The sequence below is a fragment of the Mycobacterium sp. 3-98 genome, assembly GCF_035918355.1.
Taxonomy (GTDB): Bacteria; Actinomycetota; Actinomycetes; order Mycobacteriales; family Mycobacteriaceae; genus Mycobacterium; species Mycobacterium intracellulare.
In genome coordinates, this window is sequence record NZ_CP142360.1 from 2,179,196 (window position 1) to 2,205,371 (window position 26,176).

Below are 26,176 nucleotides of genomic sequence, written 5' to 3' on the forward strand. Positions count from 1 at the left end.
ACGGGCCCCGACGGCGGGGTATTCTCGGCGCCGTGTCGACCCGCAGGCTCTCCGCCGCTCAAGCCCGGCGGATAGCCGTTGCGGCCCAAGGATTTACCGAGCCCCGGCCCGGCGGCGAGATCACCCGGGCGCACCTGAAACGGCTGATCTCCCGAATCCAAGTGCTGCAACTGGATTCGGTCTCGGTGGCGGTGCGCGCCCATTACGCCCCGGTGTTCAGCCGGCTCGGCCCCTACGACCGTGACGTGCTCGACCGCGCGGCCTGGGGCCCGCGTTCGTCGCGGCTGCTGGCCGAGTACTGGGCGCACGAGGCCGCGCTGATGGCCGTCGAGGACTGGCCGCTGCTGCGCTGGCGGATGCGCCAGTACCGCCACGGCCGGTGGGGGACCCACATCGTCAAGGCCAATCCGCGGCTGGCCGAGAAGGTGGTCGCCGCCGTCGCCGAGCTCGGGCCCAGCACGGCCGGCCAGATCGAGGCGCATCTGGCCGCCGGGCCGCGCGGGCCACGCGGAAGCTGGTGGGGCAGCCGCAGCGACACCAAATGGGTGGCCGAGGCGCTGTTTTCGGCCGGGGTGCTCACCACGGCCACCCGGGTGGGCTTCGCCCGCCATTACGACCTGGTGGAACGGGTGCTGCCGGCCGCGGTGCTGGCCCGCGAGGTCGACGACGACGAGGCGCTCCGCGAACTGACGCTGCGAGCGGCCACCGCGCTGGGGGTGGGCACCGAGGCCGACATCCGCGACTATTTCCGGCTGTCCGCCGCGCAGGTCAAGCCCGCGATCGCCCAGTTACTGGCCGCCGGTGACATCGAGCGGGTCGACGTCGACGGCTGGTCCGCCCCCGCCTACCTGCGTGCGGGCCGGACGGTACCGCGCGCCGACCGCGGCACCGCGCTGCTGTGCCCGTTCGACCCGCTGATCTTCTTTCGGCCCCGGGTCGAGCGGCTCTTCGAATTCCATTACCGCATAGAGATTTACACGCCCGCGGCCAAACGGCAGTACGGCTATTACGTGTGGCCGCTGCTGATGGACGGGCGGTTGGTGGCGCGGGTCGACCTCAAGGCCGACCGGCCCGCCGACTCGCTGCGTGTCGTCGGCGCGTTCGCCGAGCCCGACGCCCCCAAAGCCCGCGTGGCCGCCGCGCTGGCCGGCGAGCTTCGGTCCATGGCGTCCTGGCTGGGCCTGGGCGGGTTCAGCGTCTCCGGGCGGGGAGACCTGGCCGCCGACCTGCGGGCGATCAGCTGATGTCCGGCCTGCGACACCGGTCCGCCCGGCACGCCTTAAGGTGGGCGCCGTGGCCGAGATCGCGCCGCTGCGCGTGCAACTGATCGCCAAGACCGAGTTCCTGGCGCCCCCGGACGTCCCGTGGAGCACCGACGCCGACGGCGGCCCCGCGCTGGTCGAGTTCGCCGGCCGGGCCTGCTACCAGAGCTGGTCGAAACCCAACCCCAAGACCGCGACCAATGCGGGCTACATCAAGCACATCATCGACGTCGGACATTTTTCGGTGCTCGAGCACGCGAGCGTGTCGTTCTACATCACCGGCCTGTCGCGCTCGTGCACCCACGAGCTGATCCGGCACCGGCACTTCTCCTACTCGCAACTGTCGCAGCGCTACGTCCCCGAGACGGACTCGCACGTCGTCGTGCCGCCCGGCATGGAAGACGACCCCGAACTGCGGCAGATCCTGGCCGCGGCCGCCGACGCCAGCCGCGCCACCTACACCGAGTTGCTGGCCAAGCTGGAGGCGAAGTTCGCCGACCAGCCCAACGCCGTCTTGCGGCGCAAGCAGGCGCGTCAGGCCGCCCGCGCGGTGCTGCCCAACGCCACCGAAACCCGCATCGTCGTCACCGGCAACTACCGGGCGTGGCGCCACTTCATCGCCATGCGCGCCAGCGAGCACGCCGACGTGGAGATCCGGCGGCTTGCCATCGAATGCCTGCGTCAACTGGCGGGCGCGGCGCCGGCGGTGTTCGCCGACTTCGAGATCTCCGCCCTGGCCGACGGGACCGAGGTCGCGACCAGCCCGTTGGCGACCGAAGCCTGACCGACCATCGGGGACGCTTCAAAGACGCCGTCGTCGCTGCTAGGCGGGCGCTTATCGGCCACCCGCCCGGGTGTGACTCCTGCGGCGGCTGAGCCGGCGTGCGTCGCGGCAACGCGCGCTCGTGCGGGTGCGAAATTGCTTGCCGGCGCCAGGTAACCTGAACACCGTGAGCACGGCCGGATTCGACGCCCCAGCGCGGTTGGGAACCGTGCTGACCGCGATGGTCACACCGTTTCGCCCGGACGGCTCCCTTGACACCGCCACCGCCGCCCACCTGGCCAACCACCTGATCGACGCGGGGTGTGACGGGCTGGTGGTCTCCGGCACCACCGGCGAATCGCCGACCACCACCGACGACGAGAAGCGGGAGCTGCTGCGCGTCGTGCTGGAGGCGGTGGGCGACCGCGCCCGCGTCATCGCCGGCGCGGGCACCTACGACACCGCGCACAGCGTCCGGCTGGCCAAGGCCTGCGCGGCCGAAGGCGCGCACGGGCTGCTGGTGGTCACGCCGTACTACTCGAAACCGCCCCAGAGCGGGCTGATCGCGCATTTCACCACCGTCGCCGACGCGACCGAATTGCCGGTGGTGCTCTACGACATCCCGCCCCGGTCGGTGATCCCGATCCAGCCCGAGACCATCCGCGCACTCTCGGCGCACCCGAACATCGTCGGGATCAAGGACGCCAAGGCCGACCTGCACAGCGGCGGCCAGATCATCACCGAGACCGGCCTGGCCTACTACTCCGGCGACGACGCGCTGAACCTGCCGTGGCTGGCCATGGGCGCCACCGGCTTCATCAGCGTGATCTCCCACGTGGCGGCCAATCAACTTCGGGAAATGTTGTCCGCCTTCAACTCCGGGGATATCGCCACCGCCCGCAAGATCAACTCCACCGTCGCCCCGCTGTGCGACGCGATGGCGCGCCTGGGCGGCGTGACCTTGTCCAAGGCCGGCCTGCGCCTGCAGGGCATCGACGTCGGCGATCCCCGGCTGCCCCAAATGCCCGCTACGCCAGAGCAAATCGACGCCTTGGCCGCCGATATGCGCGCGGCGTCGGTGCTCAGGTGACCCAAGGAGCGTCCGAGAAGTGGATGTAGACCTCGCCCCGCCAGGCCCATTGGCCACTGGAGGGTTGCGGGTCACCGCGCTGGGCGGCATCAGCGAAATCGGCCGCAACATGACGGTTTTCGAACACCTGGGCCGGCTGTTGATCATCGACTGCGGGGTGATGTTCCCCACCCACGACGAGCCCGGGGTCGACCTGATCCTCCCGGATCTGCGCCATATCGAGGACCGGCTCGACGACATCGAGGCGCTGGTGCTCACCCACGCCCACGAGGACCACATCGGCGGCATTCCGTTCCTGCTCAAGCTGCGCCCCGACATCCCGGTCGTCGGTTCGAGATTCACCCTCGCGCTGGTCGCCGCGAAGTGCCGTGAGCACCGCCTCAAGCCGGTGTTCGTCGAGGTGGCCGAGGGCCAGAAGAGCACCCACGGCGTGTTCGAATGCCAATACTTCGCCGTCAACCACTCCATCCCCGACGCGCTGGCGATCGCCGTGCACACCGGCGCGGGAACGGTTCTGCACACCGGCGACATCAAGCTCGACCAGCTTCCGCTGGACGGCCGGCCGACCGACCTGCCCGGCATGTCCCGCCTCGGTGACGCCGGGGTGGACCTATTCCTGTGCGATTCGACCAACGCCGAGCACCCCGGCGTCGGGCCGTCGGAAAGCGAGGTCGGTCCGACGCTGCACCGCCTGATCCGCGGCGCCGAGGGCCGCGTCATCGTCGCGTGCTTCGCCTCCAACGTGGACCGGGTCCAGCAAATCATCGACGCCGCAGTGGCATTGGGCCGCCGGGTATCGTTCGTCGGCCGCTCCATGGTGCGCAACATGGGCATCGCCCGCGAGCTCGGCTTTTTGCGGGTGGCCGATTCCGACGTGATCGACATCGGCGCCGCCGAGATGATGCCGCCCGAGCGGGTCGTGCTGATCACCACCGGCACCCAGGGCGAGCCGATGTCGGCGCTGTCGCGCATGTCGCGCGGCGAGCACCGCAGCATCACGCTGACCGCGGGTGACCTCGTGGTGCTGGCGTCGTCGCTGATCCCGGGCAACGAGGAGGCCGTCTACGGCGTCATCGACGAGCTCGCCAAGATCGGGGCCCGCGTCGTCACCAACGCCCAAGCGCGCGTTCACGTTTCGGGCCACGCCTACGCCGGCGAACTGTTGTTCCTGTACAACGGGATCCGGCCACGCCACGTCATGCCCGTGCACGGGACGTGGCGGATGCTGCGCGCCAACTCCAAGCTGGCGGCCCGCACCGGCGTGCCGGAGGAGTCGATCCTGCTCGCCGAGAACGGGGTCAGCGTCGACCTGGTCGCCGGCAAGGCCGCGATCGCCGGGGCGGTGCCCGTCGGCAAGATGTTCGTCGACGGCCTGATCAACGGCGACGTCGGCGACATCACGCTGGGCGAAAGGCTCATCCTCTCATCGGGTTTCGTGGCGGTGACCGTTGTGGTCGCCCGCGGCACCGGACGTCCGGTGGTCCCACCGCAGCTGCATTCGCGCGGCTTCTCCGAGGACCCCAAGGCGCTCGAGCCCGCCGTGCGCAGGGTCGAGGCGGAGCTGGAAGCGCTGGCGGCCGAGAACATCACCGACCCGAGCCGCATCGCCCAGGGCGTCCGGCGCACCGTCGGCAAGTGGGTGGGCGAAACCTACCGCCGCCAGCCGATGATCGTGCCGACCGTCATCGAGGTCTGACCAGTTAGGTCTTCTCCGCGTAGGCCGACCACTCCAGTTGCGACGCCTTGAGTTTGCGACCCGTCGGTGCGACGTAGCGCTCGGCGAGCTCGTCGGGGCCGGCCTGCTCCACCAGCCGCCACCCGTACTCGCCGACGAACGCGGCGGCGTCGTCGGGTTGCAGGCCGAAATGCCACAGCTGCCGGCGCTGGCGGACGTTGCGGTACAGCGTGCGGGTGCCATACCGATTCGTGCCGTCGATGAAATCCCTACGGACGTAGGTGAACACCAAACGGCTGCCGGGTGCGGCCGCGCGCAGCCCCTCCAGCGTGCGGCGAACCGTGGCCTCGGTCAGGTATTGGGTGACGCCCTCGCAGATGAAGAAGACCCGGTAGTCGGTGCGATAACCGTGCTCGGCCAGCGCGGTGAGCAGGTCGTCGTGCTCGAGGTTCAGCGCCACCAGCCGAACCGACAGCGGCGGCTCACCCAGCACCCGGCGGACCGTCTTGAACTTGCGGGCGATGTTGACCGGCAGGTCGACCTCGAACACCGGGATGCGGACCCGACGCGTCAGCAGATAGGCGCGGGTGTCCAGCCCCGCCCCCAGGATGACTACGGCGTCGATGTCGTCGAGCGACTCGGTGAGCTTGTCGGCGATAAAACGCTTGCGGCAGGCCAGGTTCGCCCACAATCCGGGGCCGGTGAACTCCGAGCCGCGGATCATCAGGCGACGAACCGGCGCGAACCGCGTCGCGCCGACCAGCCACCGCAGCGGGGTGGGCAAGAACAGCTCGGCGAAATCGTCGTCCACCAGGCGGCGCCCGGGCGGCTCGTTCTGCTCGACGGCGGCCAACACCATGGGGCCGAACGCCGTCTGCGCTACCGGATTTCGAGCCATGGCCGCTACTTGTTCAGGAAGCCCGCGTCGACCGGCAACGTGACCCCCGTGATGTAGCGGGCCTGATCCGACACCAGCCAGGCCACCGCGTTGGCGACGTCCTCGACGTCCAGCACCTCCACCGGCATGGCGTTGCCCATGGCGCCGGGCGTGTCGGTCGCGGCGGCCATCTTGGCCAGCCACTCGCGAGTGAACTCGTTGTTGATCATCGGCGTCTCGACACCGGACGGATGAATGGAGTTGACCCGGATCATCTGCCCGGCAAGCAGATTCGCGTAAACCCGCATCAACCCGACGACCCCGTGCTTGGCGGCGGCGTAGCCCACCGAACCGGCGTCCGGGCTGCCGACGCCGGCCAGCCCGGCGCTCGAGCTGATCAGCACGATCGATCCGCCGGTGCCCTGCTTGACCATCGTGGGTATCGCGGCCTTGATCGTGTGGTACACGCCGGTGAGGTTGACGTCGATGACGTCGTGCCAGCCGTCGTCACCGGACTGCATGGGAGCGATCCCCGCGTTGGCCACCACGATGTCAAGGCGGCCGAACACGTCGAGCCCCGCTTGCAGTGCCGCCGACAGGGATTCGCGGTCGCGGACGTCGCCACGGGAGGCCACGATGCGCGCGCCGGTGTCCTCCACGAGCTTCACGGTGGCCGCCAGGTCCTCCGGCGTGGCCAGCGAGTAGGGGACGCTGGCGATCTGGTCGCACAGATCGACGGCGATGATGTCGGCGCCGTCGGCAGCCAGTCGCACGGCGTGTGCGCGCCCCTGGCCGCGCGCCGCGCCGGTGATGAACGCGACCTTGCCTTTGAGCGGGCCTTCCGACGAGGGGGCCATCAGGGGCGCAACTGTCCTTTGGCCGGGTCGCCCGCCGAGATCGTCTGCAACATCTTGATGTCGGGGGCGCCGTCGAGGTGTTCGCCGGCCGCGCTGAACATCTTGCCGATCGCCGGGGCGGTGCTGTGCGCCTTGAGCGCCTCCTCGTCGGCCCACTGCTCGATGAAGACGAAGGTCTCGCCCGAGTGGTGCAGCGAGTACAGCTGACAGCCCGGCTCGTCGTGCACCTCTTCGACCGCGCGGGTGAGGATGTCGCGAACGGTGTCGACCGATTCCGGTTTGACGGTCATGGTGGCGACGACGACAACGGGCATTGATGGCCTCCTGGGCGCTCCGGGACGGGTGACGAGCACGACTTCGCTCACCGAAATGTCACCCTACTCACGCGGCCGGGGAGCCGACCCGCCACATGCCGCACAAGCCGGGCGGTTACCAGTGTGGCGGGTGGTGTAGATGATGCCGTTGCGACTACCCTTGCCGTCATGCCCAGTAAGACCGCCGCCCGCTCCGCAAGCCGAACGAGCAGGTCAAAGGCCCCTTCGCGCGCGGGCGGGTCCCGCGGCGCGCGACCAGCGGCGCCCCGCAGGAAGCCCAGCAAGCCCGCCCGCCGCCGAAACCGCTCACCACTGGTCGGAATCGGGCTGACCTGTGGCTGCGCCCTGCGCGCCACCTGGTTGATGGCCGCGCGGGGGACCGGCGGCGCGGCCCGGTCGATCGGGCGGGCCCGCGACATCGACCCCGGCCACCGCCGCGACGGCATCGCGCTGCTGTTGCTGGGCTTTTCCGTGGTGGTCGCCGCGAGCTCGTGGTTCCACGCCGCCGGGCCGGTCGGGGCGTGGATCGACACCCTGGTGCGGACCTTCATCGGCGCCGGCGTGCTGGCACTGCCCGTCGTCACCGCCGCGGTGGGGGTGACCCTGATGCGAACGGAGCCCGACCCCGAGGTGCGGCCCCGGCTGATCCTGGGCGCCAGCCTGATCACCCTGTCGGTGCTCGGCCTGCGTCACCTGTGGTCGGGCTCGCCGGGCGACCCGGAGGCGCGCCGGCGCGCGGCGGGATTCATCGGCTTCGCCATCGGCGGGCCGCTCGCCGACGGGCTCACCCCGTGGATCGCGGCGCCGCTGCTGTTCATCGGCTTCATGTTCGGGCTGTTGCTGTTGACGGGCACCACGATCCGCGAGGTGCCCGTGGTGATGCGCAACCTGTTCCACACGCGGTTCGTCGACGAGGACTACGACGACGAGCCCTACGACTACGCCGACGAGTTCGACGACGCCGAACCCGACGACGCGTCGAGCGAGCCGGCGCCGTGGTCGCCGGACGACGACGCCCAGGCCGCGCTGCAGGACGACATCCCCACCGTTCCCGAACCCGCCTTGCAACCCGGCTCAGAGCCCGGCGCGGCGCGGGGCCGCAAGCGCGGACGGTCGGCGGACAAGCAGGACACCATCGAGCTGGACCGGGTCGTCGAGGGCCCCTACGTGCTGCCGTCGCTGAGCCTGCTGGTGGCCGGGGACCCGCCCAAGAAGCGCAGCGCCGCCAACACCGTCATGGCCGACGCCATCACCGAGGTGCTGACCCAGTTCAAGGTCGACGCGGCGGTCACCGGCTGCACCCGCGGACCGACCGTCACCCGCTACGAGGTCGAGCTGGGCCCGGGCGTGAAGGTCGAGAAGATCACCGCCCTGCAGAAGAACATCGCGTATGCGGTGGCCACCGAAAGCGTGCGCATGCTGGCGCCCATCCCCGGCAAGTCCGCCGTCGGCATCGAGGTGCCCAACACCGACCGCGAAATGGTGCGGCTGGCCGACGTGCTCACCGCGCCGTCGACGCGGCGCGACCATCACCCGCTGGTGATCGGGCTGGGCAAGGACATCGAGGGCGACTTCATCTCGGCGAACCTGGCCAAGATGCCGCACCTGCTGGTCGCCGGCTCCACCGGATCCGGTAAGTCCAGCTTCGTCAACTCGATGCTGATCTCGCTGCTGGCCCGGGCCACCCCGGAAGAGGTCAGGATGATCCTGATCGACCCGAAGATGGTGGAACTCACGCCGTACGAGGGCATTCCGCACCTGATCACCCCGATCATCACCCAGCCCAAGAAGGCGGCGGCGGCGCTGGCATGGCTGGTCGAGGAGATGGAGCAGCGCTACCAGGACATGCAGGCGTCGCGGGTGCGCCACATCGACGACTTCAACGAGAAGGTCCGCTCCGGCGCCATCACCGCGCCGCTGGGCAGCCAGCGCGAATACCGGCCCTACCCGTACGTGGTCGCGATCGTCGACGAGCTGGCCGACCTGATGATGACCGCGCCCCGCGACGTCGAGGACGCCATCGTGCGGATCACCCAAAAGGCCCGCGCCGCAGGCATTCACCTGGTGCTGGCCACCCAGCGCCCGTCGGTGGACGTGGTCACCGGGCTGATCAAGACCAACGTGCCGTCGCGGCTGGCGTTCGCCACGTCGTCGCTCACCGATTCCCGGGTGATCCTGGACCAGGCCGGCGCGGAGAAGCTGATCGGCATGGGCGACGGCCTGTTCCTGCCGATGGGCGCGGGCAAGCCGATCCGGCTGCAGGGCGCCTTCATCACCGACGAGGAGATCCAGGCCGTCGTCACCGCCTGCAAGGACCAGGCCGAACCCGAGTACACCGAGGGCGTCACCACCGCCAAGCCCACCGGGGAACGCACCGACGTCGACCCCGACATCGGCGACGACATGGACATCTTCCTGCAGGCCGTCGAGCTGGTGGTGTCCAGCCAGTTCGGCTCCACCTCGATGCTGCAGCGCAAGCTGCGCGTCGGCTTCGCCAAGGCCGGCCGGCTGATGGACCTGATGGAGACCCGCGGCATCGTCGGGCCGTCGGAGGGGTCCAAGGCGCGCGAGGTGCTGATCAAGCCCGACGAGCTGGCCGGGACGCTGGCGTTGATCCGGGGCGGCGCCGACGCCGACGGCGGCGACCCCGACCCCGACTAGCGCGAGCGTGGAATTCCGGGCCGGTTAGAGCACCAACAGCATCCGGGAGTTGCCGAGGATGTTCGGCTTGACGTAGCTCAGGTCCAGGAACTCGGCCACACCGATGTCGTAGGAGCGGCACATCTCCTCGAACACCTCGGCCGTGACGGGCGTGCCCTCGATCTCGGTGAACCCGTGCCGCGCGAAGAACTCGGTCTCGAACGTCAGCACGAACAGCCGCTTGAGCGCCAACTCGCGGGCAACCTCGAGCAGCCGGTCGACGATCGCGTGGCCGATGCCGTGGCCGGTCATCGCCGGGTTCACCGCGACGGTCCGCACCTCGCCGAGGTCGGCCCACAGCACGTGCAGCGCGCCGCAACCGACGACGCGGCCCTCGTGCTCGGCCACCCAGAACTCCTGAACGGCCTCGTAGAGCGTCACGAGGTTCTTTTCGAGGAGGATCTTGCCCGCGTAGGTGTCGACCAGTTGTTTGATGGCGGGAACGTCGGACGTTCGCGCTCGCCGCACCAGCGGCCGGTAGCCCTGTGGACTTGTGCTCACGGCTAACAGTATCGGCATCGGGAACGGCGACGCTGGTCAACGGTTATTCTGTTGCCGTGTCGGGGCAGCCGCAGACCGGTCCGGTGGTAGGCCGCGCGAACATCGCCAACCTCGCCAACACGCTGACGCTGCTGCGGCTGGTGCTGGTCCCGGTCTTTCTGCTCGCCCTGTTCGCCGGTGACGGCCAGGAGCCCGGCTTCCGGGTGGTGGCGTTCCTGATCTTTGCGGTGGCGTGCATCACCGATCGGCTGGACGGCCTGCTGGCCCGCAACTACGGCATGGCAACCGAATTCGGCGCGTTCGTCGACCCGATCGCGGACAAGACCCTGGTGGGATCGGCGCTGATCGGCCTGTCGATGCTCGGGGAGCTGCCGTGGTGGGTCACCGTGGTGATCCTGGTTCGCGAATTCGGGGTCACCGTGCTGCGGCTGGCCGTGATCCGCCGCGGCGTCATCCCGGCCAGCTGGGGCGGCAAGCTCAAGACCGTCGTTCAGGTGTTGGCCATCGGATTGTTCGTCCTGCCGCTGGGGGGACCGTTCCGGGTGGCCGCCGCGGTGGTGATGGGCGCGGCGATCGTGCTGACGGTGATCACCGGGATCGACTACGTGGTCTCGACCGTTCGGGAACTGCGCCGCACGAACGGCTGATTCTTTGGCCGCCGAGCGGGAACCAGACCGCCGCTGACGGCGTTCACCTAATGAGCACCTGCCGGAGGCAAGCTGACGACGTGCCGCGCAGGGCCGACTGGACGAAGGAGGGCGGGATGCCGCCATTGGTGCGCGAGGTGATCGGCGACGTGCTGCGCGAGGCCCGCACGACACAGGGCCGCACGCTGCGTGAGGTGTCCGATTCGGCGCGAGTGAGCCTCGGGTATCTGTCCGAGGTCGAGCGCGGCCGCAAGGAGCCGTCGAGCGAGCTGCTCAATGCGATCTGCGACGCGCTGGACGTCCCGTTGTCGTCGGTTCTCACCGACGCCGGTGAGCGGATGGCCGGCCAGGAACGGGCCCACGAGCGGGCCCCCGTCGAAGCGCCCGTCGGCGTGCCCGCCGACGCGGCCGCGGGCAGCAGCATCGACGTCAGCACCAAGGTCGTCATTCCGCCGGTGGCGACGCTCGCGCTGGCCTGAGCGCCGGTCGGCCGATGCCGCGCAAGGGGTGGGGCGATCGGCGCCGACCCACTAAATTGAGCGTCAGGCGCGCGGCCCGTCAGGGTCGATCCGGAACCATCCGGCCCCTCAGGAAGCGAAGGTGGAGCTAACTCATGGCCAATCCGTTCGTCAAGGCGTGGAAGTACCTCACGGCGCTGTTCAACGCGAAGATCGACGAGCACGCAGACCCCAAGGTGCAGATCCAGCAGGCCATCGAGGAGGCGCAACGCACGCACCAGGCGCTGACCCAGCAGGCCGCGCAGGTCATCGGCAACCAGCGGCAACTCGAGATGCGGCTCAACCGTCAGCTGGCGGACGTGGAAAAACTTCAGGTCAACGTGCGTCAGGCCCTGACGCTGGCCGACCAGGCCACCGCCGCCGGGGACGCCGCCAAGGCCACCGAATACAACAACGCCGCGGAGGCGTTCGCCGCCCAGCTGGTCACCGCCGAGCAAAGCGTCGAAGACCTCAAAACGCTGCACGATCAGGCGCTGAACGCGGCCGGACAGGCCAAGAAGGCGGTCGAACAGAACGCCATGGTGCTGCAGCAGAAGATCGCCGAGCGCACCAAGCTGCTCAGCCAGCTCGAGCAGGCCAAGATGCAGGAACAGGTCAGCGCCTCGCTGCAGTCGATGAGCGATCTGGCCGCCCCGGGCAACGTCCCCAGCCTCGACGAGGTGCGCGACAAGATCGAGCGCCGCTACGCCAACGCGATCGGGGCCGCCGAGCTGGCGCAGGGCTCGGTGCAGGGCCGGATGCTCGAGGTCGAGCAGGCCGGCGTGCAGATGGCCGGCCATTCCCGCCTCGAGCAGATCCGCGCCTCCATGCGCGGCGAGGCGCTGCCGACCGGGGGGACGCCCGCGGCGGGGACCACGCCCGCCACTCCGGCGCCGGCGGAGAGCGCCGGCGGTGCGGTCAGCGAGAAGCCACTTGGCCAGTAGTCCGGTCTCATGGCGGTGAACGCGCCGCGGCCCCGCCTGTGGCGCGCGCTGCTGCACCGCGGATTGGCCACCGCCGCCGACGTTTCCGACCTGGTGGCCCGCAAGATCAGCGCGGCCGCGGATCCGCGCGCACGCCAGCTGCGCCGTCGCCGCCGCGCGCTGCGGTGGGGCCTGATCTTCGCCGCCGGGTGCGCGTTCTGGGCGGTGGTGACCATCTTGCTCGCGGCCTGGGGATGGTTCGCGTTGCTGCTGGAGATCACCGGCGGGGTCGCGGTCGTCATGGCCATTCCGGCCACCTTGCTGCTGCTGCGCTACCGCTGGCTGCGGTCCGAGCCGCTGCCGGTACCGCGGACCACGACCGCGCGCCGGCTGCCGCCGCCGGGTTCGGCGGCGCGCCCCGCCATGTACGCGCTGGGGGCCTCTGAGCGCGGATTCTTCTCGCTGGTGGCCGTGCTGGAGCGGGGCGCGATGTTGCCGACGGCCGAGATCCGCGACCTGACCGCGGCCGCCACCAAGACCTCGGCGGCCATGGCGTCCACGGCCGCGCAGGTGGTGTCGATGGAGCGGGCGGCGCAGGCCAGCGAACAGTCGCGGTCGTATCTGGTGCCCACCATCAACGCGTTCACCGCGCAACTGAGCGCCGGCGTTCGCCAATACAACGAAATGGTCACCGCCGCAGCGCAATTGGTGTCCTCGGCCAACGGTGACGGGCTCACCGAGTCGCAGCGCTACCGCGCGGAGCTGGCCGGGGCGACCGACCGCCTGCTCGGTTGGGCGCAGGCGTTCGACGAACTCGGCGGACTGCGCGGCGCCGGCTAGTCTTCCGGGCTCAGCGGGTCGTCACCGTCGGGCTAATCTTCCGGGCGCGGGCCGTAGCGCTCGATGTACGACTGGTGCATGCGGGCGTCGCGCTTGCGGGCCAGCTCGTCGACCAACTCGGGATCCAGATCGTGCACGGCCAGCATGTGGCGCCGCCACACCTTGTTCAGCGCGTGCGAAAAGTACACGAACGGAATGAGAATCGGCAGCGTCATGCTCAGATGCACGTCGAGCGTCGTCGGGATCAACCAGAACGGCGCCAGCACCACCACCGCCGGCACCGCCACGCGGCGCATCATCCGCGCGCTCGCGCCCTTGCCGGCCAGGTCGTTGCGCACCCAGTCGCGCATCGAGTCCGGTAGCCGGCCACCGCAGCAATAGCGGACGAACTGCCAGAAATTCGGCCGCGTGCGGGCGGCGTCCCGGTTTATCATCGTGCCCCGCTCAGAACGCCGCTTTCAGCGACGGCACCACCAGCGCCGCCAGGCCGCGCGCGGTGGCCTTGAGCATGTCGAAGAAGTCAAAGTAGTCCCGCCACAGCGTGATTCGCCCGTTGTGCACCTCGAACACGCCGCACACCCAGAACTGCAGCCGCAGGGGGCCGAAGATCAGCGCGTCGGTGCGTTCGGTGAGCACCGCGCCGCCGTCGGCCGCGATGCGGTGGATCTTCACCTCGAAGGCCGCGCGGCCCTCCATCTGGCGAAACAGCTTCATGGCCCTGGCGCGGCCATGGATGGTGGGCAGGCCGACGTTTTCGTAGACGAGGTCGTCGGCCAAAGCGGCATCGGCGGCCTCGTAATCGGCGTCCTGCAGCGCGTTCAGGAATCCCTCGACCGTGCGGGTGTTCGCCACGGTTGTCCCAGTCAGCTCGGTCATCTTGCCAGCGTAGGCGAGCGTGGCGGCCGGGCGCTGTGGCAGGGTGAACCCGATGCGTGTCGCCGTGGTCGCCGGGCCCGATCCCGGGCATTCGTTCCCGGCGATCGCGCTGTGCCGGCGCTTCGCCGAGGCGGGCGACGAGCCCACGCTGTTCACCGGCGCCGAATGGATCGACACCGCCCGCGGCGCCGGCATCGACGCCGTCGCGCTGGACGGGCTGGTGGCCACCGACGACGACGTCGACGCCGGGGCCCGGATCCACCGGCGCGCCGCGCGGATGGCCGTGCTCAATGTGCCCGCGCTGCGCGACCTGGCGCCCGACCTGGTGGTCTCCGACGTCATCACCGCGGGCGGCGGGATGGCCGCCGAGCTGTTGGGGATCCCGTGGATCGAGCTCAATCCGCATCCGCTGTACCTGCCGTCGAAGGGCCTGCCCCCGATCGGCAGCGGGCTGGCGCCGGGGACCGGCATCCGGGGCCGGTTGCGCGACGCCGCGATGCGCGCGCTCACCGCGCGCTCCTGGCGGGCGGGCCTGCGGCAGCGCGCGGCGGTGCGCACCGAGATCGGCTTGCCGGCCGCCGACCCCGGTCCGCTGCGACGGCTGATCGCCACGCTGCCCGCGTGCGAGGTGCCCCGCCCGGACTGGCCGCCGGAGGCGGTGCTGGTGGGCCCGCTGCACTTCGAGCCGACCGACCGGGCGCTGGACATCCCCGCGGGGTCCGGGCCCGTGGTCGTGGTCGCGCCGTCGACCGCGTCGACCGGCACCGAAGGCCTGGCCGAGGTGGCGCTGGCCTGCCTGATACCGGGGGACACCCTGCCGCCGGGGGCGCGGGTGGTGGTCTCGCGGCTGGGCGGGGCGGAGCTGACGGTGCCGCCGTGGGCGGTGGCCGGGCTGGGCAGCCAGGCCGAGTTGCTGACGCACGCCGACGTGGTGATCTGCGGCGGCGGGCACGGCATGGTGGCCAAGACGCTGCTGGCGGGGGTGCCGCTGGTCGCGGTGCCCGGCGGCGGCGACCAGTGGGAGATCGCCAACCGGATCGTCCGCCAGGGCAGCGCGCGGCTGGTTCGTCCGCTGAGCGCCGACGCGCTGGTGGCCGCGGTCAACGACGTGCTGGCAGCGCCGGGCTACCGGGCCGCGGCGCGGCGGGCCGCCGCTAGCATCGCCGACGTCGCCGACCCGGTCGCAGTGTGCCACGACGCACTGGCGGTGGCCGGATGACCCGCCCCGCACGGCCCTATGCTTCGGCGGGAGGCACGCAATGAGGATGATCACGGCGGTCACGGCCGGCGCCCTGCTGGCGGGGCCGGTGTTCGGGGCGGGCGTCGCGCGCGCCGACAGCCCCGAGGAACAGCAGGCCTGTCAATTGATGGACGATCCCGCCGCCGCCGAGCAGGGACTCGCGCCGGCCGAATACGCCTTCATGCGGTTGCGCGCCACGATGTCGGCGCAACACGCCCGCGACACCATGTCCCTCGCGGTCCAGGAGGACTGCCCGAATCACATCATCGACCTGCCGGCCAGCTGGCGATGACCGGCGTCGCGCGCCGGTGTCCGATCCATGCCCGCTGGGTATGTTCACTGGCGTGCGGCTAACGGAGTTTCACGAGCGGGTGGTGCTGCGCTTCGGTTCCACCTACGGGTCATCGGTCTTGGTCGATCACGTGCTGACCGGTTTCGACGGCCGGACGGCCGCCCAGGCCATCGAGGAGGGCATCGAGCCCCGCGACGTCTGGCGGGCGTTGTGCGTCGACTTCGACGTGCCCCACGAGCAGTGGTGACTCGCGCGCGTTATTCGTATGCCGGATAAGGGTTTTGCCGCAGCACCGTGGCCAGGTGCACGGCATTGCGGGCCGCGTTGGCGGTGGCGGACGCGACCGCGTCCGGGACGTCGTCGAGGTCGGTGTAGTCCGTGCCCTGCATCGCCTCGCCGTTCCAGTAGGTGCAGCCCTGCGCGGCGATCGAGAACCCGATGTCGTTGAGCGCCTGAAAGAGGTCGGCCACGATCTTGTGCGCGCCGTCCTCGTTGCCGACGACCGCGGCCAGGGCCACCTTGCCCACCATTGCCGGCCGTCCCGCGTCGTCGGTGTCGGACAGCTCGGCATCCAGGCGCTCCAGGACGCGCTGCGCGACGCTGGACATGTGCCCGACCCAGGTGGGCGTCGACACGATGACGATGTCGGCCGCCTTGATCTTGGTCAGCACCGCCGGCCACTCGTCGCCCGGGCCCATGTCGGCCTCGACACCCGGCAGCAGCGCCAGGTCCACGCATCGCACCTTCTCGCCCTGGACGCCCGCGCCGCGCAGCTGATCGAGCAACTGGTCGGCGAGCAGGTCGCTGCTGGACGGCGCGGGGCTCTTCTTCAACGAGCAGACCAGCGCGAGGGCGCGCAGGGACGGTGCTGAGGTCGGGGCCATGGTGGGCCACATACCCCGGCGCGGCGGCACCAAACGGCGCCCGGCCCTACCGCGGCGTCCGGTGCAGCACGCAGTCGCCGCACGACGAGCCGTCGGGCAGGCGATAGAACAGGCAGCAGCTGCGGCGCCGGAAGCCCAGCCGCGGGCCGGTGATCACGCCGGATCCGGCCAGCGCGCCGGTGTCCAGCAGGGACCGGGTGGTCTCGGTGATCGCGCGGCGCAGGTCGGGCCGCGCCGTCAGCAGCGCCCGCGCGGCGCCCACCAGCGCGGAGGCGATGTTGCCCGCGAGCAGCGCCGGCGCCAGCTTGACCCGCAGGCCGGCGGCGAGCGGGCGCATGTGCTCACTCACCACGGCGCGATACAGCGCGTCCGGTGAATCGGCGGGCATCCCAACGGGTCGGGGCAGTCGTAGCTGCGCGCCGTCGTCGGCGCGTTGCAGGTCGTCGAGCCGGGGGAGGACGCCGTGGCCGATCGCGCACGCGAGCACCGGCGACCACAGCCGGGTGGCGTGGCCGAGGTGAACCAGCGAGGCGCCGATCCGCAGGTCGGTCGTGCGGTAGCGCCGGGCGGTGGCGTCGATCAGGTCGGCGCAGCCGTCGGCGTAGGACTGGGTGACCGGATGCCATCCCGCCGCGTCGCCGCCGACGGTCAGGGCGAAAAAGCCTCCATAGGAAGCCGTTTCGGCCAGCTCGGTGGAGATGTCCATCGCGTCGTCGCCCGCCTCTTGAGGAAATCCGCCGCGAAGCCCCGTCGACGCCTTTCGGTGGCCGATGTTGCCACACGCGATGGCGATGAACGGCGTGTCAGACTTGAATCGAACACCTGTTCGGCTAGTGTGGGGAGCGTTCGGCCAGTCAACTTGTCGGTGGGCTTCTCTAGTGTCACCGCCAACCGACCGATACCGGTCAGACGAACACCGACTATAGGAGAGACACCATGGCGCAAGCCCCCGATCGCGAGAAGGCTCTCGAACTGGCGATGGCCCAGATCGAAAAGAGCTACGGCAAAGGCTCGGTAATGCGTCTCGGCGACGAGATGCGCCAGCCGATCTCGGTCATCCCGACCGGATCCATCGCACTGGACGTGGCCCTGGGCATCGGCGGCCTGCCCCGCGGCCGGGTCGTGGAGATCTACGGCCCGGAATCCTCGGGTAAGACCACCGTCGCCCTGCACGCCGTGGCCAACGCCCAGGCCGCCGGCGGCGTCGCGGCCTTCATCGACGCCGAGCACGCCCTGGACCCGGAGTACGCCAAGAAGCTCGGCGTGGACACCGATTCCCTGCTGGTCAGCCAGCCCGACACGGGGGAGCAGGCCCTCGAGATCGCCGACATGCTGATCCGCTCCGGCGCCCTGGACATCCTGGTCATCGACTCGGTGGCGGCGCTGGTGCCGCGCGCGGAGCTCGAAGGCGAGATGGGGGACAGCCACGTCGGCCTGCAGGCCCGGCTGATGAGCCAGGCGCTGCGGAAAATGACTGGCGCGCTGAACAATTCGGGCACCACCGCGATCTTCATCAACCAGCTGCGCGAGAAGATCGGCGTGATGTTCGGCAGCCCCGAGACCACCACGGGTGGAAAGGCGTTGAAGTTCTACGCCTCGGTGCGCATGGACGTTCGCCGGATCGAGACCCTCAAGGACGGCACCAACGCGGTGGGTAACCGCACCCGGGTCAAGATCGTCAAGAACAAGGTGTCGCCGCCGTTCAAGCAGGCCGAGTTCGACATCCTCTACGGCCGGGGCATCAGCCGGGAAGGCTCGCTGATCGACATGGGTGTGGATCAGGGCTTCATCCGCAAGTCCGGTTCCTGGTTCACCTATGAGGGCGAGCAGCTCGGCCAGGGCAAGGAGAACGCCCGCACCTTCTTGATGGAGAACGACGAAGTGGCCAACGAGATCGAGAAGAAGATCAAGGAAAAGCTCGGCATTGGCGCGGTCGTGACCGATGACTTGTCCGATGACAGCGTCCTGCCCGCCCCCGTCGATTTCTGATCCCTCCCGCGAGGAGCAGGCGCGGGCGCTGTGCCTGCGCCTGCTCACCGCGAGAGCGCGCACCCGGGCCGAGCTGCGCGGCCGGCTGACCCAGCGCGGTTATCCCGCCGACGTCAGCGAGCGGGTGCTCGACCGGTTGGCCTCCGTCGGCCTGATCGACGACACCGACTTCGCCCAACAGTGGGTGCGGTCCCGCCGCGCGCACGCCGGGAAAAGCAAGCGCGCCTTGGCCGCGGAGCTGCACACCAAGGGCGTCGACAACGACGTGATCACCACCGTGCTCGCCGACATCGACGCCGGGGCCGAGCGGGACCGGGCGGAACAGTTGGTCCGGGCCAAGCTGCGCCGCGAGACGCTGAACGACGACGACGCCCGGGTGACTCGCCGGCTGGTGGGGATGCTGGCGCGCCGCGGCTACAGCCAGAACCTGGCGTGCGAGGTGGTGTTCGCCGAGCTGGCCGCCGAGCGGGAGCGCCGCCGCGTCTAGGCGGTGACGTGCGGTTTCACCCGCGCCGACCGCCCGCCGTACCATGGCCCCGTGACTTCGACGGTGCGAGAGGCGGTGGCGCGGGGCGCCGCACCGGCGCGCACCTACCAGGTCCGCACCTACGGCTGCCAGATGAACGTCCACGATTCCGAGCGGCTGGCGGGCCTGCTGGAGGCGGCCGGATACCAGCGGGCGGCCGAGGACGCCGACGCCGACGTGGTGGTGTTCAACACCTGCGCGGTCCGCGAGAACGCCGACAACAAGCTGTACGGCAACCTCAGCCACCTGGCGCCGCGCAAGCGCGACGATCCCGAGATGCAGATCGCGGTCGGGGGCTGCCTGGCGCAAAAGGACCGGGATGCGTTGCTGCGCAAGGCGCCGTGGGTCGACGTCGTCTTCGGCACCCACAACATCGGGTCGCTGCCCACGCTGCTCGAGCGGGCCCGGCACAACAAGGTCGCCCAGGTCGAGATCGCCGAGGCGCTGCAGGAATTCCCGTCGTCGCTGCCCAGCGCCCGCGAATCCGCTTACGCCGCTTGGGTTTCCATCTCAGTCGGGTGCAACAACAGCTGCACGTTCTGCATCGTGCCGTCGCTGCGGGGCAAGGAGGTCGACCGCAGCCCCGACGACATCCTGGCCGAGGTCGCCTCGCTGGTGGACGACGGCGTGCTCGAGGTCACGCTGCTGGGCCAGAACGTCAACGCCTACGGGGTGTCCTTCGCCGATCCCGCGCTGCCGCGCGACCGCGGGGCCTTCGCCCGCCTGCTGCGCGCCTGCGGCGACATCGACGGGCTGGAGCGGGTGCGGTTCACCTCGCCGCACCCGGCCGAATTCACCGACGACGTCATCGAGGCCATGGCGCAGACGCCGAACGTGTGCCCCGCCCTGCACATGCCGCTGCAATCCGGGTCCGACCGGGTGCTGCGCGCGATGCGGCGCTCGTATCGCGCCGAGCGCTACCTCGGCATCATCGACCGCGTCCGGGCGGCGATGCCGCACGCCGCCATCACCACCGATCTGATCGTCGGGTTCCCGGGTGAGACCGAGGAGGATTTCGCCGCCACGCTGGACGTCGTGCGCCGAGCCCGGTTCTCGGCCGCCTTCACCTTCCAGTACTCCAAGCGGCCCGGCACCCCCGCCGCCGACCTCGACGGTCAGCTACCGAAAGCCGTTGTGCAGGAACGCTATGAGCGGCTGGTCGCGCTGCAGGAGGAGATCTCGCTGCAGGGCAACCAGGCCCTGGTCGGCCAAACCGTCGAACTGCTCGTCGCCACCGGCGAGGGGCGCAAGGACACCGCCACCGCCCGGATGAGCGGGCGGGCGCGCGACGGCCGGCTGGTTCACTTCGCCGTCGGCGACGCGGCCCGCGGGTCCGCCGACACCCGGCCGCGCCCCGGCGACGTCATCACCACGGTGGTCACCGGGGCCGCACCCCACCACCTCATCGCCGACGCGGGCATCCTGACCCACCGCCGCACCCGGGCGGGTGACGCGCACGCCGCAGGGCGGCGCCCGCGCGGCATCGGCCTGGGCATGCCCGCCGTCGGTCCGCCCGCCGGCCCGGCCCAACCCTTGGGATGTGCACGATGAAAAAAGACGACACACAACTTGGCGCCCTGCGCACCGAGATCGAGGCCGCCGAACGCCGGGTGGCGCGCGGGATCGACCCCGGCCCGCGGGGGTTCTTCGTGTCGATCCTGGTGTTCGTGCTGCTCGGGTCGTTCATCCTGCCGCACACCGGCGATGTGCGCGGCTGGGACGTGCTGTTCGGCAGCCACGGCGCCGGCGCGGCCGCGGTCGCGCTGCCGTCGCGGGTGTTCGCCTGGCTGGCGCTGGTCTTCGGCGTGGGCTTTTCGATGCTGGCGCTGGTGACCCGGCGCTGGGCGCTGGCCTGGGTTGCGCTCGCCGGCTCGGCGATCGCGGGCGCGGCGGGCATGTTGGCGATCTGGTCGCGTCAGACCGTGGCCGCGGGGCACCCGGGGCCGGGGTGGGGCCTGATCGTCGCCTGGATCACCGTGCTACTGCTCATTTACCACTGGGCGCGCGTGGTGTGGCAGCGCACCATCGTGCAGCTCGCCGCCGAGGAGCAGCGCCGCCGCGCCGCCTCCCAGCAGCAGTCGACCTCGTTGCTGGACGACCTGGACCGCCCGCGTGACGATCCCGCAAGCGGTACCGGATCGGGCGGCGGCAGCTAGGACTTGCGGCTCAGGGCCTCCACGGCCGCCTGCGCCCACTGCCGCCACTGTTCGGCGTTGGCTTTGGCCTCTTCGGCCTCTTTGGCCCGGCCCGCCGCCGCGGCCTTCTGGGCCTGCTGTTCGTATTGCTCGGCGCGCGCCTGGAATTGCTCGGCCCGGGCCTGCGCCTGGGGATCCGACCAATCCGCCTCGCCGGCGTCGCGCACCTTCTTCTCGACCGCGCGCAGCCGGCGCTCCAGCTCGGCGGTGCGCTCCCGCGGGACCTTGCCGATCGCGTCCCACTTCTCGACGATCGAGCGCAGCGCCGCCCGAGCGGCGTCGTGATTGCTGGTGTCCAGCTTTTCGGCCTCCGCCAGCAGCGCCTCTTTGGCCGTCGCGTTGGCGCGGAACTCCGCGTCCTTTTCCGCGGTCGCCGCGTTGCGGGCGGTGAAGAACACGTCCTGGGCGGCCTTGAAGCGCCGCCACAGCGCGTCGTCGACCTCCCGGGTCGCCCGCCCGGCCGCCTTCCATTCGGTAAGCAACTTGCGGAACTCCGCGCTGGTGGCCGTCCAGTCGGTCGAATCGGAGAGTTCCTCGGCCCGCTCGCACAGCCGCTCCTTGGCCTGGCGGATTCCCGAGCGTTCCCGATCCAACTCGGCGAAATGGGCTCCCCGCCGCCGGTTGAAGGCCTCGCGGGCCGCCGAATAGCGCTTCCACAACGCGTCGTCCACCTTGCGGTCCAGGCCGGTGATGGTCTTCCACTCGTCGAGGATCGCGCGCAGCCGGTCGCCGGCGGCCTTCCATTGCGTCGCGGTGGCGGCCAACTCCTCGGCCTCGGCGGCCAGCGCCTCCTTGCGCGCGGTCTGGGCGGCCCGATGTTCCTCGCGCCGGGAGCGGTCCGCGGCGACGGTCGCCTCGGCGTGTTCGGCGATGCTGGCCAGCCGGGTGGCCAAAGCGTCGATATCGCCCAGCACGGCGGCCGTCGGCAGCGTCTCGGCCAGCTCGGACGCGTGCGCCTTGATCTTGCGCGCGTCCCCGGTGCCCGAGGCCAGCCGCTCCTCCATCAGCGTGACCTCGGTGGCGAGGTCGTCGAATCGCCGGCCGAAGTGGGCGAACGCCGCTTCGCGGTCACCGGCCTGCCAGGAGCCCACGACCCGCTCGCCGGCGGCGCTGATCAGCCACACCGTGCCGTCGTCGTCCACGCGCCCGAACTGGTGCGGATCGCTGGGCGGGGGCGGCACCACGACCGGGTGAGCGGCCGGCCGCGACCCCGAGCCCGCGGGCCGCGGACCGGGACGCGGCCCCGGGCGCGGCACCGGCCGGGCCGATTCGTCGCGAGGCTGGTCAGCCGTCATGCGCTCGTCACTACCCTTTCGCAACCTTCCGCGCGGTTGGCGTACCGCGCGCCTGCCGCGCGTAGCGGCACCGTCTCTTGCATCTGCGGACGTCCCACCCGGGTTTTCCCAGCAGGCGCCTAACAGTATTCAAGCAGCTTGCGCGCCCACACGCCGCCACCTTGGTATTCGGGGCGGGGAACCGGGGCGGCCGCGTCGGCTCGCGCTACCTGTGATGTTCTCTTAGAGTTATCCAAGCGGTCACATAGATTGCTGAAGTAATAATCGAAGGATCGCCCGCGGCGCGGCCGGACGTGTGAAACGTCATAGATTTGTATCTGAACTGAACGCGAAATGTGCGTGTATTTGCTTGCGCCCCGGGGAAAGCTGGGTCGGACGGTCGTGAGCTCTGGGGGTCGGGGATATGTCGAAAGTTGATGTCGCAGCGTTGATTGCCTTGTGCGCGGCGCTGGCATCGGCGATCGGCGACGTGATCCGTCAGCGCTCCGCGCACGAGATCACCGACAAGCAGGTCGGGCACCTCGAACTGTTCCGCATGTCGCTGCGCGACGCGCGATGGTGGCTCGGCGGCATGGCCGCGGTCACCAATTACAGCCTGCAGGCCGCCGCCCTGGCGTGGGGCTCGGTGGTCATGGTGACGGCCCTGCAGGTGACCGCGCTGCTGTTCGCGCTCCCCATCTACGCGCGGCTCGCCCATCATCGGGTCAAGCCGCGGGAATGGATCTGGGCGCTGGTCCTGGCGGCCGGGCTGGCGGTGGTCATCATCGTCGGCGACCCGGAGTCCGGCCACCAGCGCGCGCCGCTGCAGACCTGGATCATCGTGGCCCTGGTCATGGCGCCGCTGCTGGTGGGCTGCGTGGTGGCCGCACGAATCTGGTCCGGCAGCCCGTTCGCGGCGGTGCTGCTCGCGGTGGTGGCGGGGTCCTCGCTGGCGCTGTTCGCGGTGTTGACCAAGGGCATCGTCGAGATGTCCGAGCACGGCGTCGCGCGCGTGCTGACCTCGCCGGAGTTCGTGCCCTGGCTGCTGGTGGCGCTGGCCGGGATGATCTTCCAGCAATCGGCATTCCGCGCCGGCACGCTGACCGCGTCGCTGCCGACGATGACGGTCGCCAAGCCGGTGGTCGCGGGGCTGCTCGGAGTGCTGGTGCTGGGCGAGACGGTCAACGCCAGCGGGGCCGAGTCGTTCGTGCTGGTCGCCGCGGTGTCGGTGGTGATCGTCGCGACAATCGCGCTGGCGCGCGGCGAGGCCGCGGCCGTCGACCGGACCGAATCCAGTGGGGGCGCACCGCGCAGAAAGCGGGCCCGGGACGCGTCCGCCGAAGAGAGCTTCGGTCCCTACGGCGAGTGCCTGGTGGTCGCCGACGGCCCACGCTGCTGACTGGTTCGCTGGTGGCGGCCCGATCACGTTAGTTTGGTGGCGTGCTGAGCGCCATTGCCATCGTCCCGTCGGCGCCGGTGCTTGTTCCCGAGCTTGCCGGGGCGGCCGCCGCCGAGGTGGCCGATCTGGTCGCGGCGACGCTCGCGGCGGCCGCGTTGCTGCCCGAACGCTGGGTGATCATCGGGACCGGCCCCGCCGACGAGGAATTCGGTCCCGACGCCGCGGGCACGTTCGCGGGTTTCGGAGTTGACGTGCGTGTCCGGTTGTCACCGCAGGACGGCGACGAGCCCGAGCCACTTGCACTCCCGGTGTGCGCGCTGCTGGGCGGCTGGGTGCGCGGCCGGGCGCAGCCGCAGGCCAGCGCGCGGGTCCGCGTCTACCGCGGCGACCACGGCGCCACCGCGGCGCTTCGCCGCGGGCGCGAACTGCGAACCGAGATCGACCGGCTGCCCGAGCCGATCGGAGTGCTGGTCGTCGCCGACGGCGCCAACACCTTGACCCCGTCCGCCCCCGGCGGACACCACCCGGACAACGCGCCCGCGCAAGAGGCCCTGAACGACGCGCTCGCCGACGGCGACGTGGCGGCGCTGACCCGCCTGCCGCCCCAGATCCTGGGGCGGGTCGCCTTTCAGGTGCTGGCCGGCCTGGCCGAGCCGGGGCCCCGATCCGCCAAGGAGCTGTACCGGGGGGCGCCCTACGGGGTGGGATACTTCGCCGGCGCCTGGCAGCTGTGACGGTGGCCGTGCGACCACTGGCCATCATCGGTCCCACCGGAACGGGCAAGTCGCAGCTGGCCCTCGACATCGCGGAGCGGCTGGGCGCACAGATCGTGAACGCCGATGCGATGCAGCTGTATCGGGGCATGGACATCGGCACCGCCAAGTTGGCCGTCGACGCGCGCCGCGGCATTCCGCATCACCAGCTCGACGTCCTCGACGTCACCGAGACCGCGACCGTCGCCCGCTATCAGCAAGCCGCCGCCGCGGACATCGAGGCGATCGCGGCCGCCGGCGCGGTGCCCATCATCGTGGGCGGCTCCATGCTCTACATCCAGTCACTCCTCGACGACTGGTCGTTTCCCGCCACCGATCCCGCCGTGCGCGCACGCTGGGAGCGGCGGCTGGGCGAGGTCGGGGTGGGGGAGCTGCACGCGGAGCTGGCCCGTCGCGACCCCGCCGCGGCCGCATCGATCCTGCCCACCGACGCGCGCCGCACGGTGCGGGCCCTGGAAGTGGTGGAACTGACCGGCCGGCCGTTCGCCGCCTCCGCGCCCCGGATCGGCGCCCCGCGATGGGACACCGCCATCATCGGATTGGACTGTGACACAACGATTCTCGATGACCGGCTGGCCAAGCGGACCGACGCCATGTTCGACCAGGGCCTGGTCGGGGAGGTCACCGCCCTGCTCGAGCACGGCCTGCGCAACGGGGTCACCGCCTCGCGAGCCCTGGGCTACGCGCAGGTGATCGCGGCGCTCGACGACGGTGGCGGCCCGGATCGACTCCGCGAGGCCAGGGAGCAGACGTTCGTGGGCACCCGCCGCTACGTGCGACGGCAGCGCTCGTGGTTCCGGCGCGACCACCGGGTGCAGTGGCTCAACGCCGACGATCGCGCCGGGCTCGTCGACGGCGCGGTACGCGCGTGGCGGCACGTATCCTGAACTGGTGAAATTCGCAAAGGGCCACGGCACCCAGAACGACTTCGTGGTGCTGCCCGACCCGGCGGCCGAGCTGAGCCTGACCGGGTCCCGGGTGGCCGCCCTCTGCGACCGGCGACGCGGGCTGGGCGCCGACGGGGTGCTGAGGGTCACCACGGCCGGCGCCGCCGCCGCGGCCGGCGTGCTGGACCGGTTGCCCGACGGCGTGGCCGCCGACGACTGGTACATGGACTACCGCAACGCCGACGGGTCCATCGCCCAAATGTGCGGCAACGGCGTGCGGGTCTTCGCCCACTACCTGCGCGCGAGCGGGCTGGAGGACCGCGACGATTTCGTCGTCGGGTCGCTGGCCGGCCCCCGGGCGGTCAGCGTGCATCGCGTCGACGGGACCACCGCCGACATCAGCGTCGACATGGGCAAGGCCAACACGCTCGGCCCGGGCGACGCCGTCCTGGGCGGGCGGCGGTTTTCCGGCGTGGCGATCGATGTGGGCAATCCCCACTTGGCCTGCGTCGACCCCGGCCTGACCGTCGACGCGCTGGCCGCGCTGGACGTGGCCGCGCCGGTCAGTTTCGACCCCGCCCAATTCCCGGACGGGGTGAACGTTGAGATCCTCACCGCACCGGACGCCGGGGCGGTGCACATGCGCGTCCACGAGCGGGGGGTCGGCGAAACACGCTCGTGTGGCACCGGAACGGTCGCGGCCGCGGTCGCCGCGCTGGCCGGCACCGGGGCGGACACCGGCACGCTGACCGTCCGGGTGCCGGGCGGCGAGGTCGTCGTCACCATCACCGACGCCACCAGCTACCTGCGGGGGCCGTCGGTACTGGTGGCCCACGGAGAAATCAGCGAGGAATGGTGGCGCGAACAGTAGCGTTAAATCAGATGCACGCCACCG

29 protein-coding genes are annotated in these 26,176 nt (G+C 70.7%); 20 read left to right on the forward strand and 9 right to left on the reverse strand.

What is annotated here, in order from left to right:
• Positions 1 to 32: 32 nt before the first annotated feature.
• The 4 genes from QGN30_RS10720 (at position 33) to QGN30_RS10735 (ending at position 4,811) form a co-directional block, all read left to right on the forward strand.
• Positions 33 to 1,244, forward strand: coding sequence for a winged helix-turn-helix domain-containing protein (locus QGN30_RS10720; RefSeq protein ID WP_095763523.1), 1,212 nt, complete (start codon positions 33 to 35; stop codon positions 1,242 to 1,244).
• A 49-nt stretch (positions 1,245 to 1,293) separates the two neighbouring features.
• The gene (gene thyX / locus QGN30_RS10725; RefSeq protein ID WP_009955239.1) at positions 1,294 to 2,046 is read left to right on the forward strand and encodes an FAD-dependent thymidylate synthase; all 753 of its coding nucleotides are present in this window, start codon (positions 1,294 to 1,296) and stop codon (positions 2,044 to 2,046) included.
• A gap of 166 nt (positions 2,047 to 2,212) precedes the next feature.
• Positions 2,213 to 3,115, forward strand: coding sequence for a 4-hydroxy-tetrahydrodipicolinate synthase (gene dapA / locus QGN30_RS10730; protein WP_014385397.1), 903 nt, complete (start codon positions 2,213 to 2,215; stop codon positions 3,113 to 3,115).
• Positions 3,116 to 3,134: 19 nt separating this feature from the next.
• On the forward strand, positions 3,135 to 4,811 hold the full coding sequence (locus QGN30_RS10735; RefSeq protein ID WP_009955241.1) for a ribonuclease J: 1,677 nt from the start codon (positions 3,135 to 3,137) through the stop codon (positions 4,809 to 4,811).
• A 4-nt stretch (positions 4,812 to 4,815) separates the two neighbouring features.
• Here the strand turns inward: QGN30_RS10735 and QGN30_RS10740 are convergent, their stop codons facing one another.
• Genes QGN30_RS10740 through QGN30_RS10750 form a run of 3 tightly spaced genes read right to left on the reverse strand, consistent with a single transcriptional unit; the run spans position 4,816 to position 6,838 of the window.
• Positions 4,816 to 5,688 (reverse strand): SAM-dependent methyltransferase, encoded by an 873-nt coding sequence (locus QGN30_RS10740; RefSeq protein ID WP_014380619.1) that lies wholly within the window; start codon positions 5,686 to 5,688, stop codon positions 4,816 to 4,818.
• A 5-nt stretch (positions 5,689 to 5,693) separates the two neighbouring features.
• A complete protein-coding gene (locus tag QGN30_RS10745; protein WP_008258614.1) occupies positions 5,694 to 6,524 on the reverse strand; it encodes a mycofactocin-coupled SDR family oxidoreductase in 831 nt (276 codons plus the stop codon).
• Positions 6,524 to 6,838, reverse strand: coding sequence for a putative quinol monooxygenase (locus QGN30_RS10750; RefSeq protein ID WP_008258613.1), 315 nt, complete (start codon positions 6,836 to 6,838; stop codon positions 6,524 to 6,526). Before QGN30_RS10750 ends, QGN30_RS10745 begins: the two co-directional genes overlap by 1 nt.
• A 168-nt stretch (positions 6,839 to 7,006) precedes the next feature.
• Here QGN30_RS10750 and QGN30_RS10755 point away from each other — a divergent pair, with 168 nt between their 5' ends.
• On the forward strand, positions 7,007 to 9,499 hold the full coding sequence (locus QGN30_RS10755; RefSeq protein WP_248923159.1) for a DNA translocase FtsK: 2,493 nt from the start codon (positions 7,007 to 7,009) through the stop codon (positions 9,497 to 9,499).
• A gap of 24 nt (positions 9,500 to 9,523) precedes the next feature.
• On the opposite strand, the gene QGN30_RS10760 is transcribed toward QGN30_RS10755, so the two are convergent.
• Positions 9,524 to 10,057 (reverse strand): amino-acid N-acetyltransferase, encoded by a 534-nt coding sequence (locus QGN30_RS10760; protein ID WP_014385393.1) that lies wholly within the window; start codon positions 10,055 to 10,057, stop codon positions 9,524 to 9,526.
• Positions 10,058 to 10,095: 38 nt separating this feature from the next.
• Between QGN30_RS10760 and pgsA the strand changes: the two genes are divergently transcribed.
• The 4 genes from pgsA to pspM all read left to right on the forward strand — a co-directional run bounded on the left by pgsA (position 10,096) and on the right by pspM (position 12,946).
• Positions 10,096 to 10,686 carry a CDP-diacylglycerol--glycerol-3-phosphate 3-phosphatidyltransferase gene (pgsA, locus tag QGN30_RS10765; protein ID WP_008258610.1) on the forward strand — a complete coding sequence of 197 codons (591 nt, stop codon included), beginning with the start codon at positions 10,096 to 10,098 and terminating at the stop codon, positions 10,684 to 10,686.
• A 116-nt stretch (positions 10,687 to 10,802) separates the two neighbouring features.
• A complete protein-coding gene (gene clgR, locus QGN30_RS10770) occupies positions 10,803 to 11,165 on the forward strand; it encodes a transcriptional regulator ClgR (protein WP_233042804.1) in 363 nt (120 codons plus the stop codon).
• A 134-nt stretch (positions 11,166 to 11,299) separates the two neighbouring features.
• Positions 11,300 to 12,127, forward strand: coding sequence for a phage shock protein PspA (pspA, locus tag QGN30_RS10775; RefSeq protein ID WP_008258608.1), 828 nt, complete (start codon positions 11,300 to 11,302; stop codon positions 12,125 to 12,127).
• 9 nt (positions 12,128 to 12,136) lie between these two features.
• Entirely contained in the window at positions 12,137 to 12,946 is an 810-nt protein-coding gene (gene pspM, locus QGN30_RS10780; RefSeq protein WP_014380614.1) for a phage shock envelope stress response protein PspM, read from the forward strand.
• Positions 12,947 to 12,978: 32 nt separating this feature from the next.
• Here the strand turns inward: pspM and QGN30_RS10785 are convergent, their stop codons facing one another.
• Both QGN30_RS10785 and QGN30_RS10790 read right to left on the reverse strand, forming a co-directional pair.
• Positions 12,979 to 13,380 (reverse strand): DUF5313 domain-containing protein, encoded by a 402-nt coding sequence (locus QGN30_RS10785; RefSeq protein WP_008258606.1) that lies wholly within the window; start codon positions 13,378 to 13,380, stop codon positions 12,979 to 12,981.
• Positions 13,381 to 13,390: 10 nt separating this feature from the next.
• Entirely contained in the window at positions 13,391 to 13,822 is a 432-nt protein-coding gene (locus tag QGN30_RS10790; RefSeq protein WP_009956010.1) for a limonene-1,2-epoxide hydrolase family protein, read from the reverse strand.
• Positions 13,823 to 13,874: 52 nt separating this feature from the next.
• Here QGN30_RS10790 and QGN30_RS10795 point away from each other — a divergent pair, with 52 nt between their 5' ends.
• From QGN30_RS10795 to QGN30_RS10805, 3 genes are read left to right on the forward strand one after another with little or no spacing between them, the layout of a single operon-like run.
• On the forward strand, positions 13,875 to 15,041 hold the full coding sequence (locus tag QGN30_RS10795) for a glycosyltransferase (protein ID WP_036459457.1): 1,167 nt from the start codon (positions 13,875 to 13,877) through the stop codon (positions 15,039 to 15,041).
• A 40-nt stretch (positions 15,042 to 15,081) separates the two neighbouring features.
• Positions 15,082 to 15,354 (forward strand): hypothetical protein, encoded by a 273-nt coding sequence (locus QGN30_RS10800; protein ID WP_026071291.1) that lies wholly within the window; start codon positions 15,082 to 15,084, stop codon positions 15,352 to 15,354.
• A 52-nt stretch (positions 15,355 to 15,406) separates the two neighbouring features.
• On the forward strand, positions 15,407 to 15,601 hold the full coding sequence (locus QGN30_RS10805) for a DUF3046 domain-containing protein (RefSeq protein ID WP_407558019.1): 195 nt from the start codon (positions 15,407 to 15,409) through the stop codon (positions 15,599 to 15,601).
• 10 nt (positions 15,602 to 15,611) lie between these two features.
• Here QGN30_RS10805 and QGN30_RS10810 read toward each other — a convergent pair whose 3' ends face one another.
• On the reverse strand, positions 15,612 to 16,250 hold the full coding sequence (locus QGN30_RS10810; RefSeq protein ID WP_008258599.1) for a flavodoxin family protein: 639 nt from the start codon (positions 16,248 to 16,250) through the stop codon (positions 15,612 to 15,614).
• A gap of 34 nt (positions 16,251 to 16,284) precedes the next feature.
• Positions 16,285 to 16,944 carry a (2Fe-2S)-binding protein gene (locus tag QGN30_RS10815; RefSeq protein ID WP_248923158.1) on the reverse strand — a complete coding sequence of 220 codons (660 nt, stop codon included), beginning with the start codon at positions 16,942 to 16,944 and terminating at the stop codon, positions 16,285 to 16,287.
• 230 nt (positions 16,945 to 17,174) lie between these two features.
• Here QGN30_RS10815 and recA point away from each other — a divergent pair, with 230 nt between their 5' ends.
• The 4 genes from recA to QGN30_RS10835 all read left to right on the forward strand — a co-directional run bounded on the left by recA (position 17,175) and on the right by QGN30_RS10835 (position 20,909).
• Positions 17,175 to 18,227 (forward strand): recombinase RecA, encoded by a 1,053-nt coding sequence (gene recA, locus QGN30_RS10820; protein ID WP_008258595.1) that lies wholly within the window; start codon positions 17,175 to 17,177, stop codon positions 18,225 to 18,227.
• Positions 18,193 to 18,714, forward strand: coding sequence for a recombination regulator RecX (gene recX, locus QGN30_RS10825; RefSeq protein WP_009955855.1), 522 nt, complete (start codon positions 18,193 to 18,195; stop codon positions 18,712 to 18,714). Before recA ends, recX begins: the two co-directional genes overlap by 35 nt.
• A gap of 132 nt (positions 18,715 to 18,846) precedes the next feature.
• The gene (gene miaB, locus QGN30_RS10830; RefSeq protein WP_230487580.1) at positions 18,847 to 20,304 is read left to right on the forward strand and encodes a tRNA (N6-isopentenyl adenosine(37)-C2)-methylthiotransferase MiaB; all 1,458 of its coding nucleotides are present in this window, start codon (positions 18,847 to 18,849) and stop codon (positions 20,302 to 20,304) included.
• Entirely contained in the window at positions 20,292 to 20,909 is a 618-nt protein-coding gene (locus tag QGN30_RS10835; protein WP_014380609.1) for an Rv2732c family membrane protein, read from the forward strand. Before miaB ends, QGN30_RS10835 begins: the two co-directional genes overlap by 13 nt.
• Here the strand turns inward: QGN30_RS10835 and QGN30_RS10840 are convergent.
• The gene (locus tag QGN30_RS10840; protein WP_020188536.1) at positions 20,906 to 22,243 is read right to left on the reverse strand and encodes a DUF349 domain-containing protein; all 1,338 of its coding nucleotides are present in this window, start codon (positions 22,241 to 22,243) and stop codon (positions 20,906 to 20,908) included. The genes QGN30_RS10835 and QGN30_RS10840 overlap by 4 nt on opposite strands.
• Before the next feature lie 403 nt (positions 22,244 to 22,646).
• Here QGN30_RS10840 and QGN30_RS10845 point away from each other — a divergent pair, with 403 nt between their 5' ends.
• The 4 genes from QGN30_RS10845 to dapF are packed head-to-tail and all read left to right on the forward strand — an operon-like array spanning position 22,647 to position 26,152.
• Entirely contained in the window at positions 22,647 to 23,621 is a 975-nt protein-coding gene (locus QGN30_RS10845; RefSeq protein WP_029385420.1) for a DMT family transporter, read from the forward strand.
• A 41-nt stretch (positions 23,622 to 23,662) separates the two neighbouring features.
• The gene (locus tag QGN30_RS10850; RefSeq protein WP_014382926.1) at positions 23,663 to 24,355 is read left to right on the forward strand and encodes a hypothetical protein; all 693 of its coding nucleotides are present in this window, start codon (positions 23,663 to 23,665) and stop codon (positions 24,353 to 24,355) included.
• 8 nt (positions 24,356 to 24,363) lie between these two features.
• Positions 24,364 to 25,281 carry a tRNA (adenosine(37)-N6)-dimethylallyltransferase MiaA gene (gene miaA, locus QGN30_RS10855; RefSeq protein WP_326567306.1) on the forward strand — a complete coding sequence of 306 codons (918 nt, stop codon included), beginning with the start codon at positions 24,364 to 24,366 and terminating at the stop codon, positions 25,279 to 25,281.
• 4 nt (positions 25,282 to 25,285) lie between these two features.
• Positions 25,286 to 26,152, forward strand: a complete 867-nt coding sequence (dapF, locus tag QGN30_RS10860; protein ID WP_014380604.1) for a diaminopimelate epimerase — start codon at positions 25,286 to 25,288, stop codon at positions 26,150 to 26,152.
• The last annotated feature ends 24 nt before the right edge of the window (positions 26,153 to 26,176 follow it).

What these genes read in the sequence shown, in the direction of transcription:
- QGN30_RS10815 (WP_248923158.1), bottom strand. Translation starts at nt 16,944, where the DNA reads ATGGACATCTCCACCGAGCTGGCCGAAACGGCTTCCTATGGAGGCTTT.
- pspA (WP_008258608.1), top strand. Translation starts at nt 11,300, where the DNA reads ATGGCCAATCCGTTCGTCAAGGCGTGGAAGTACCTCACGGCGCTGTTC.
- clgR (WP_233042804.1), top strand. Translation starts at nt 10,803, where the DNA reads ATGCCGCCATTGGTGCGCGAGGTGATCGGCGACGTGCTGCGCGAGGCC.
- QGN30_RS10840 (WP_020188536.1), bottom strand. Translation starts at nt 22,243, where the DNA reads ATGACGGCTGACCAGCCTCGCGACGAATCGGCCCGGCCGGTGCCGCGC.
- pspM (WP_014380614.1), top strand. Translation starts at nt 12,137, where the DNA reads ATGGCGGTGAACGCGCCGCGGCCCCGCCTGTGGCGCGCGCTGCTGCAC.
- QGN30_RS10800 (WP_026071291.1), top strand. Translation starts at nt 15,082, where the DNA reads ATGAGGATGATCACGGCGGTCACGGCCGGCGCCCTGCTGGCGGGGCCG.
- QGN30_RS10760 (WP_014385393.1), bottom strand. Translation starts at nt 10,057, where the DNA reads ATGCCGATACTGTTAGCCGTGAGCACAAGTCCACAGGGCTACCGGCCG.
- QGN30_RS10845 (WP_029385420.1), top strand. Translation starts at nt 22,647, where the DNA reads ATGTCGAAAGTTGATGTCGCAGCGTTGATTGCCTTGTGCGCGGCGCTG.
- QGN30_RS10750 (WP_008258613.1), bottom strand. Translation starts at nt 6,838, where the DNA reads ATGCCCGTTGTCGTCGTCGCCACCATGACCGTCAAACCGGAATCGGTC.
- miaB (WP_230487580.1), top strand. Translation starts at nt 18,847, where the DNA reads ATGAACGTCCACGATTCCGAGCGGCTGGCGGGCCTGCTGGAGGCGGCC.
- QGN30_RS10745 (WP_008258614.1), bottom strand. Translation starts at nt 6,524, where the DNA reads ATGGCCCCCTCGTCGGAAGGCCCGCTCAAAGGCAAGGTCGCGTTCATC.
- QGN30_RS10835 (WP_014380609.1), top strand. Translation starts at nt 20,292, where the DNA reads ATGTGCACGATGAAAAAAGACGACACACAACTTGGCGCCCTGCGCACC.
- QGN30_RS10795 (WP_036459457.1), top strand. Translation starts at nt 13,875, where the DNA reads ATGCGTGTCGCCGTGGTCGCCGGGCCCGATCCCGGGCATTCGTTCCCG.
- QGN30_RS10790 (WP_009956010.1), bottom strand. Translation starts at nt 13,822, where the DNA reads ATGACCGAGCTGACTGGGACAACCGTGGCGAACACCCGCACGGTCGAG.
- QGN30_RS10755 (WP_248923159.1), top strand. Translation starts at nt 7,007, where the DNA reads ATGCCCAGTAAGACCGCCGCCCGCTCCGCAAGCCGAACGAGCAGGTCA.
- recX (WP_009955855.1), top strand. Translation starts at nt 18,193, where the DNA reads ATGACAGCGTCCTGCCCGCCCCCGTCGATTTCTGATCCCTCCCGCGAG.
- recA (WP_008258595.1), top strand. Translation starts at nt 17,175, where the DNA reads ATGGCGCAAGCCCCCGATCGCGAGAAGGCTCTCGAACTGGCGATGGCC.
- QGN30_RS10810 (WP_008258599.1), bottom strand. Translation starts at nt 16,250, where the DNA reads ATGTGGCCCACCATGGCCCCGACCTCAGCACCGTCCCTGCGCGCCCTC.
- QGN30_RS10785 (WP_008258606.1), bottom strand. Translation starts at nt 13,380, where the DNA reads ATGATAAACCGGGACGCCGCCCGCACGCGGCCGAATTTCTGGCAGTTC.
- QGN30_RS10740 (WP_014380619.1), bottom strand. Translation starts at nt 5,688, where the DNA reads ATGGCTCGAAATCCGGTAGCGCAGACGGCGTTCGGCCCCATGGTGTTG.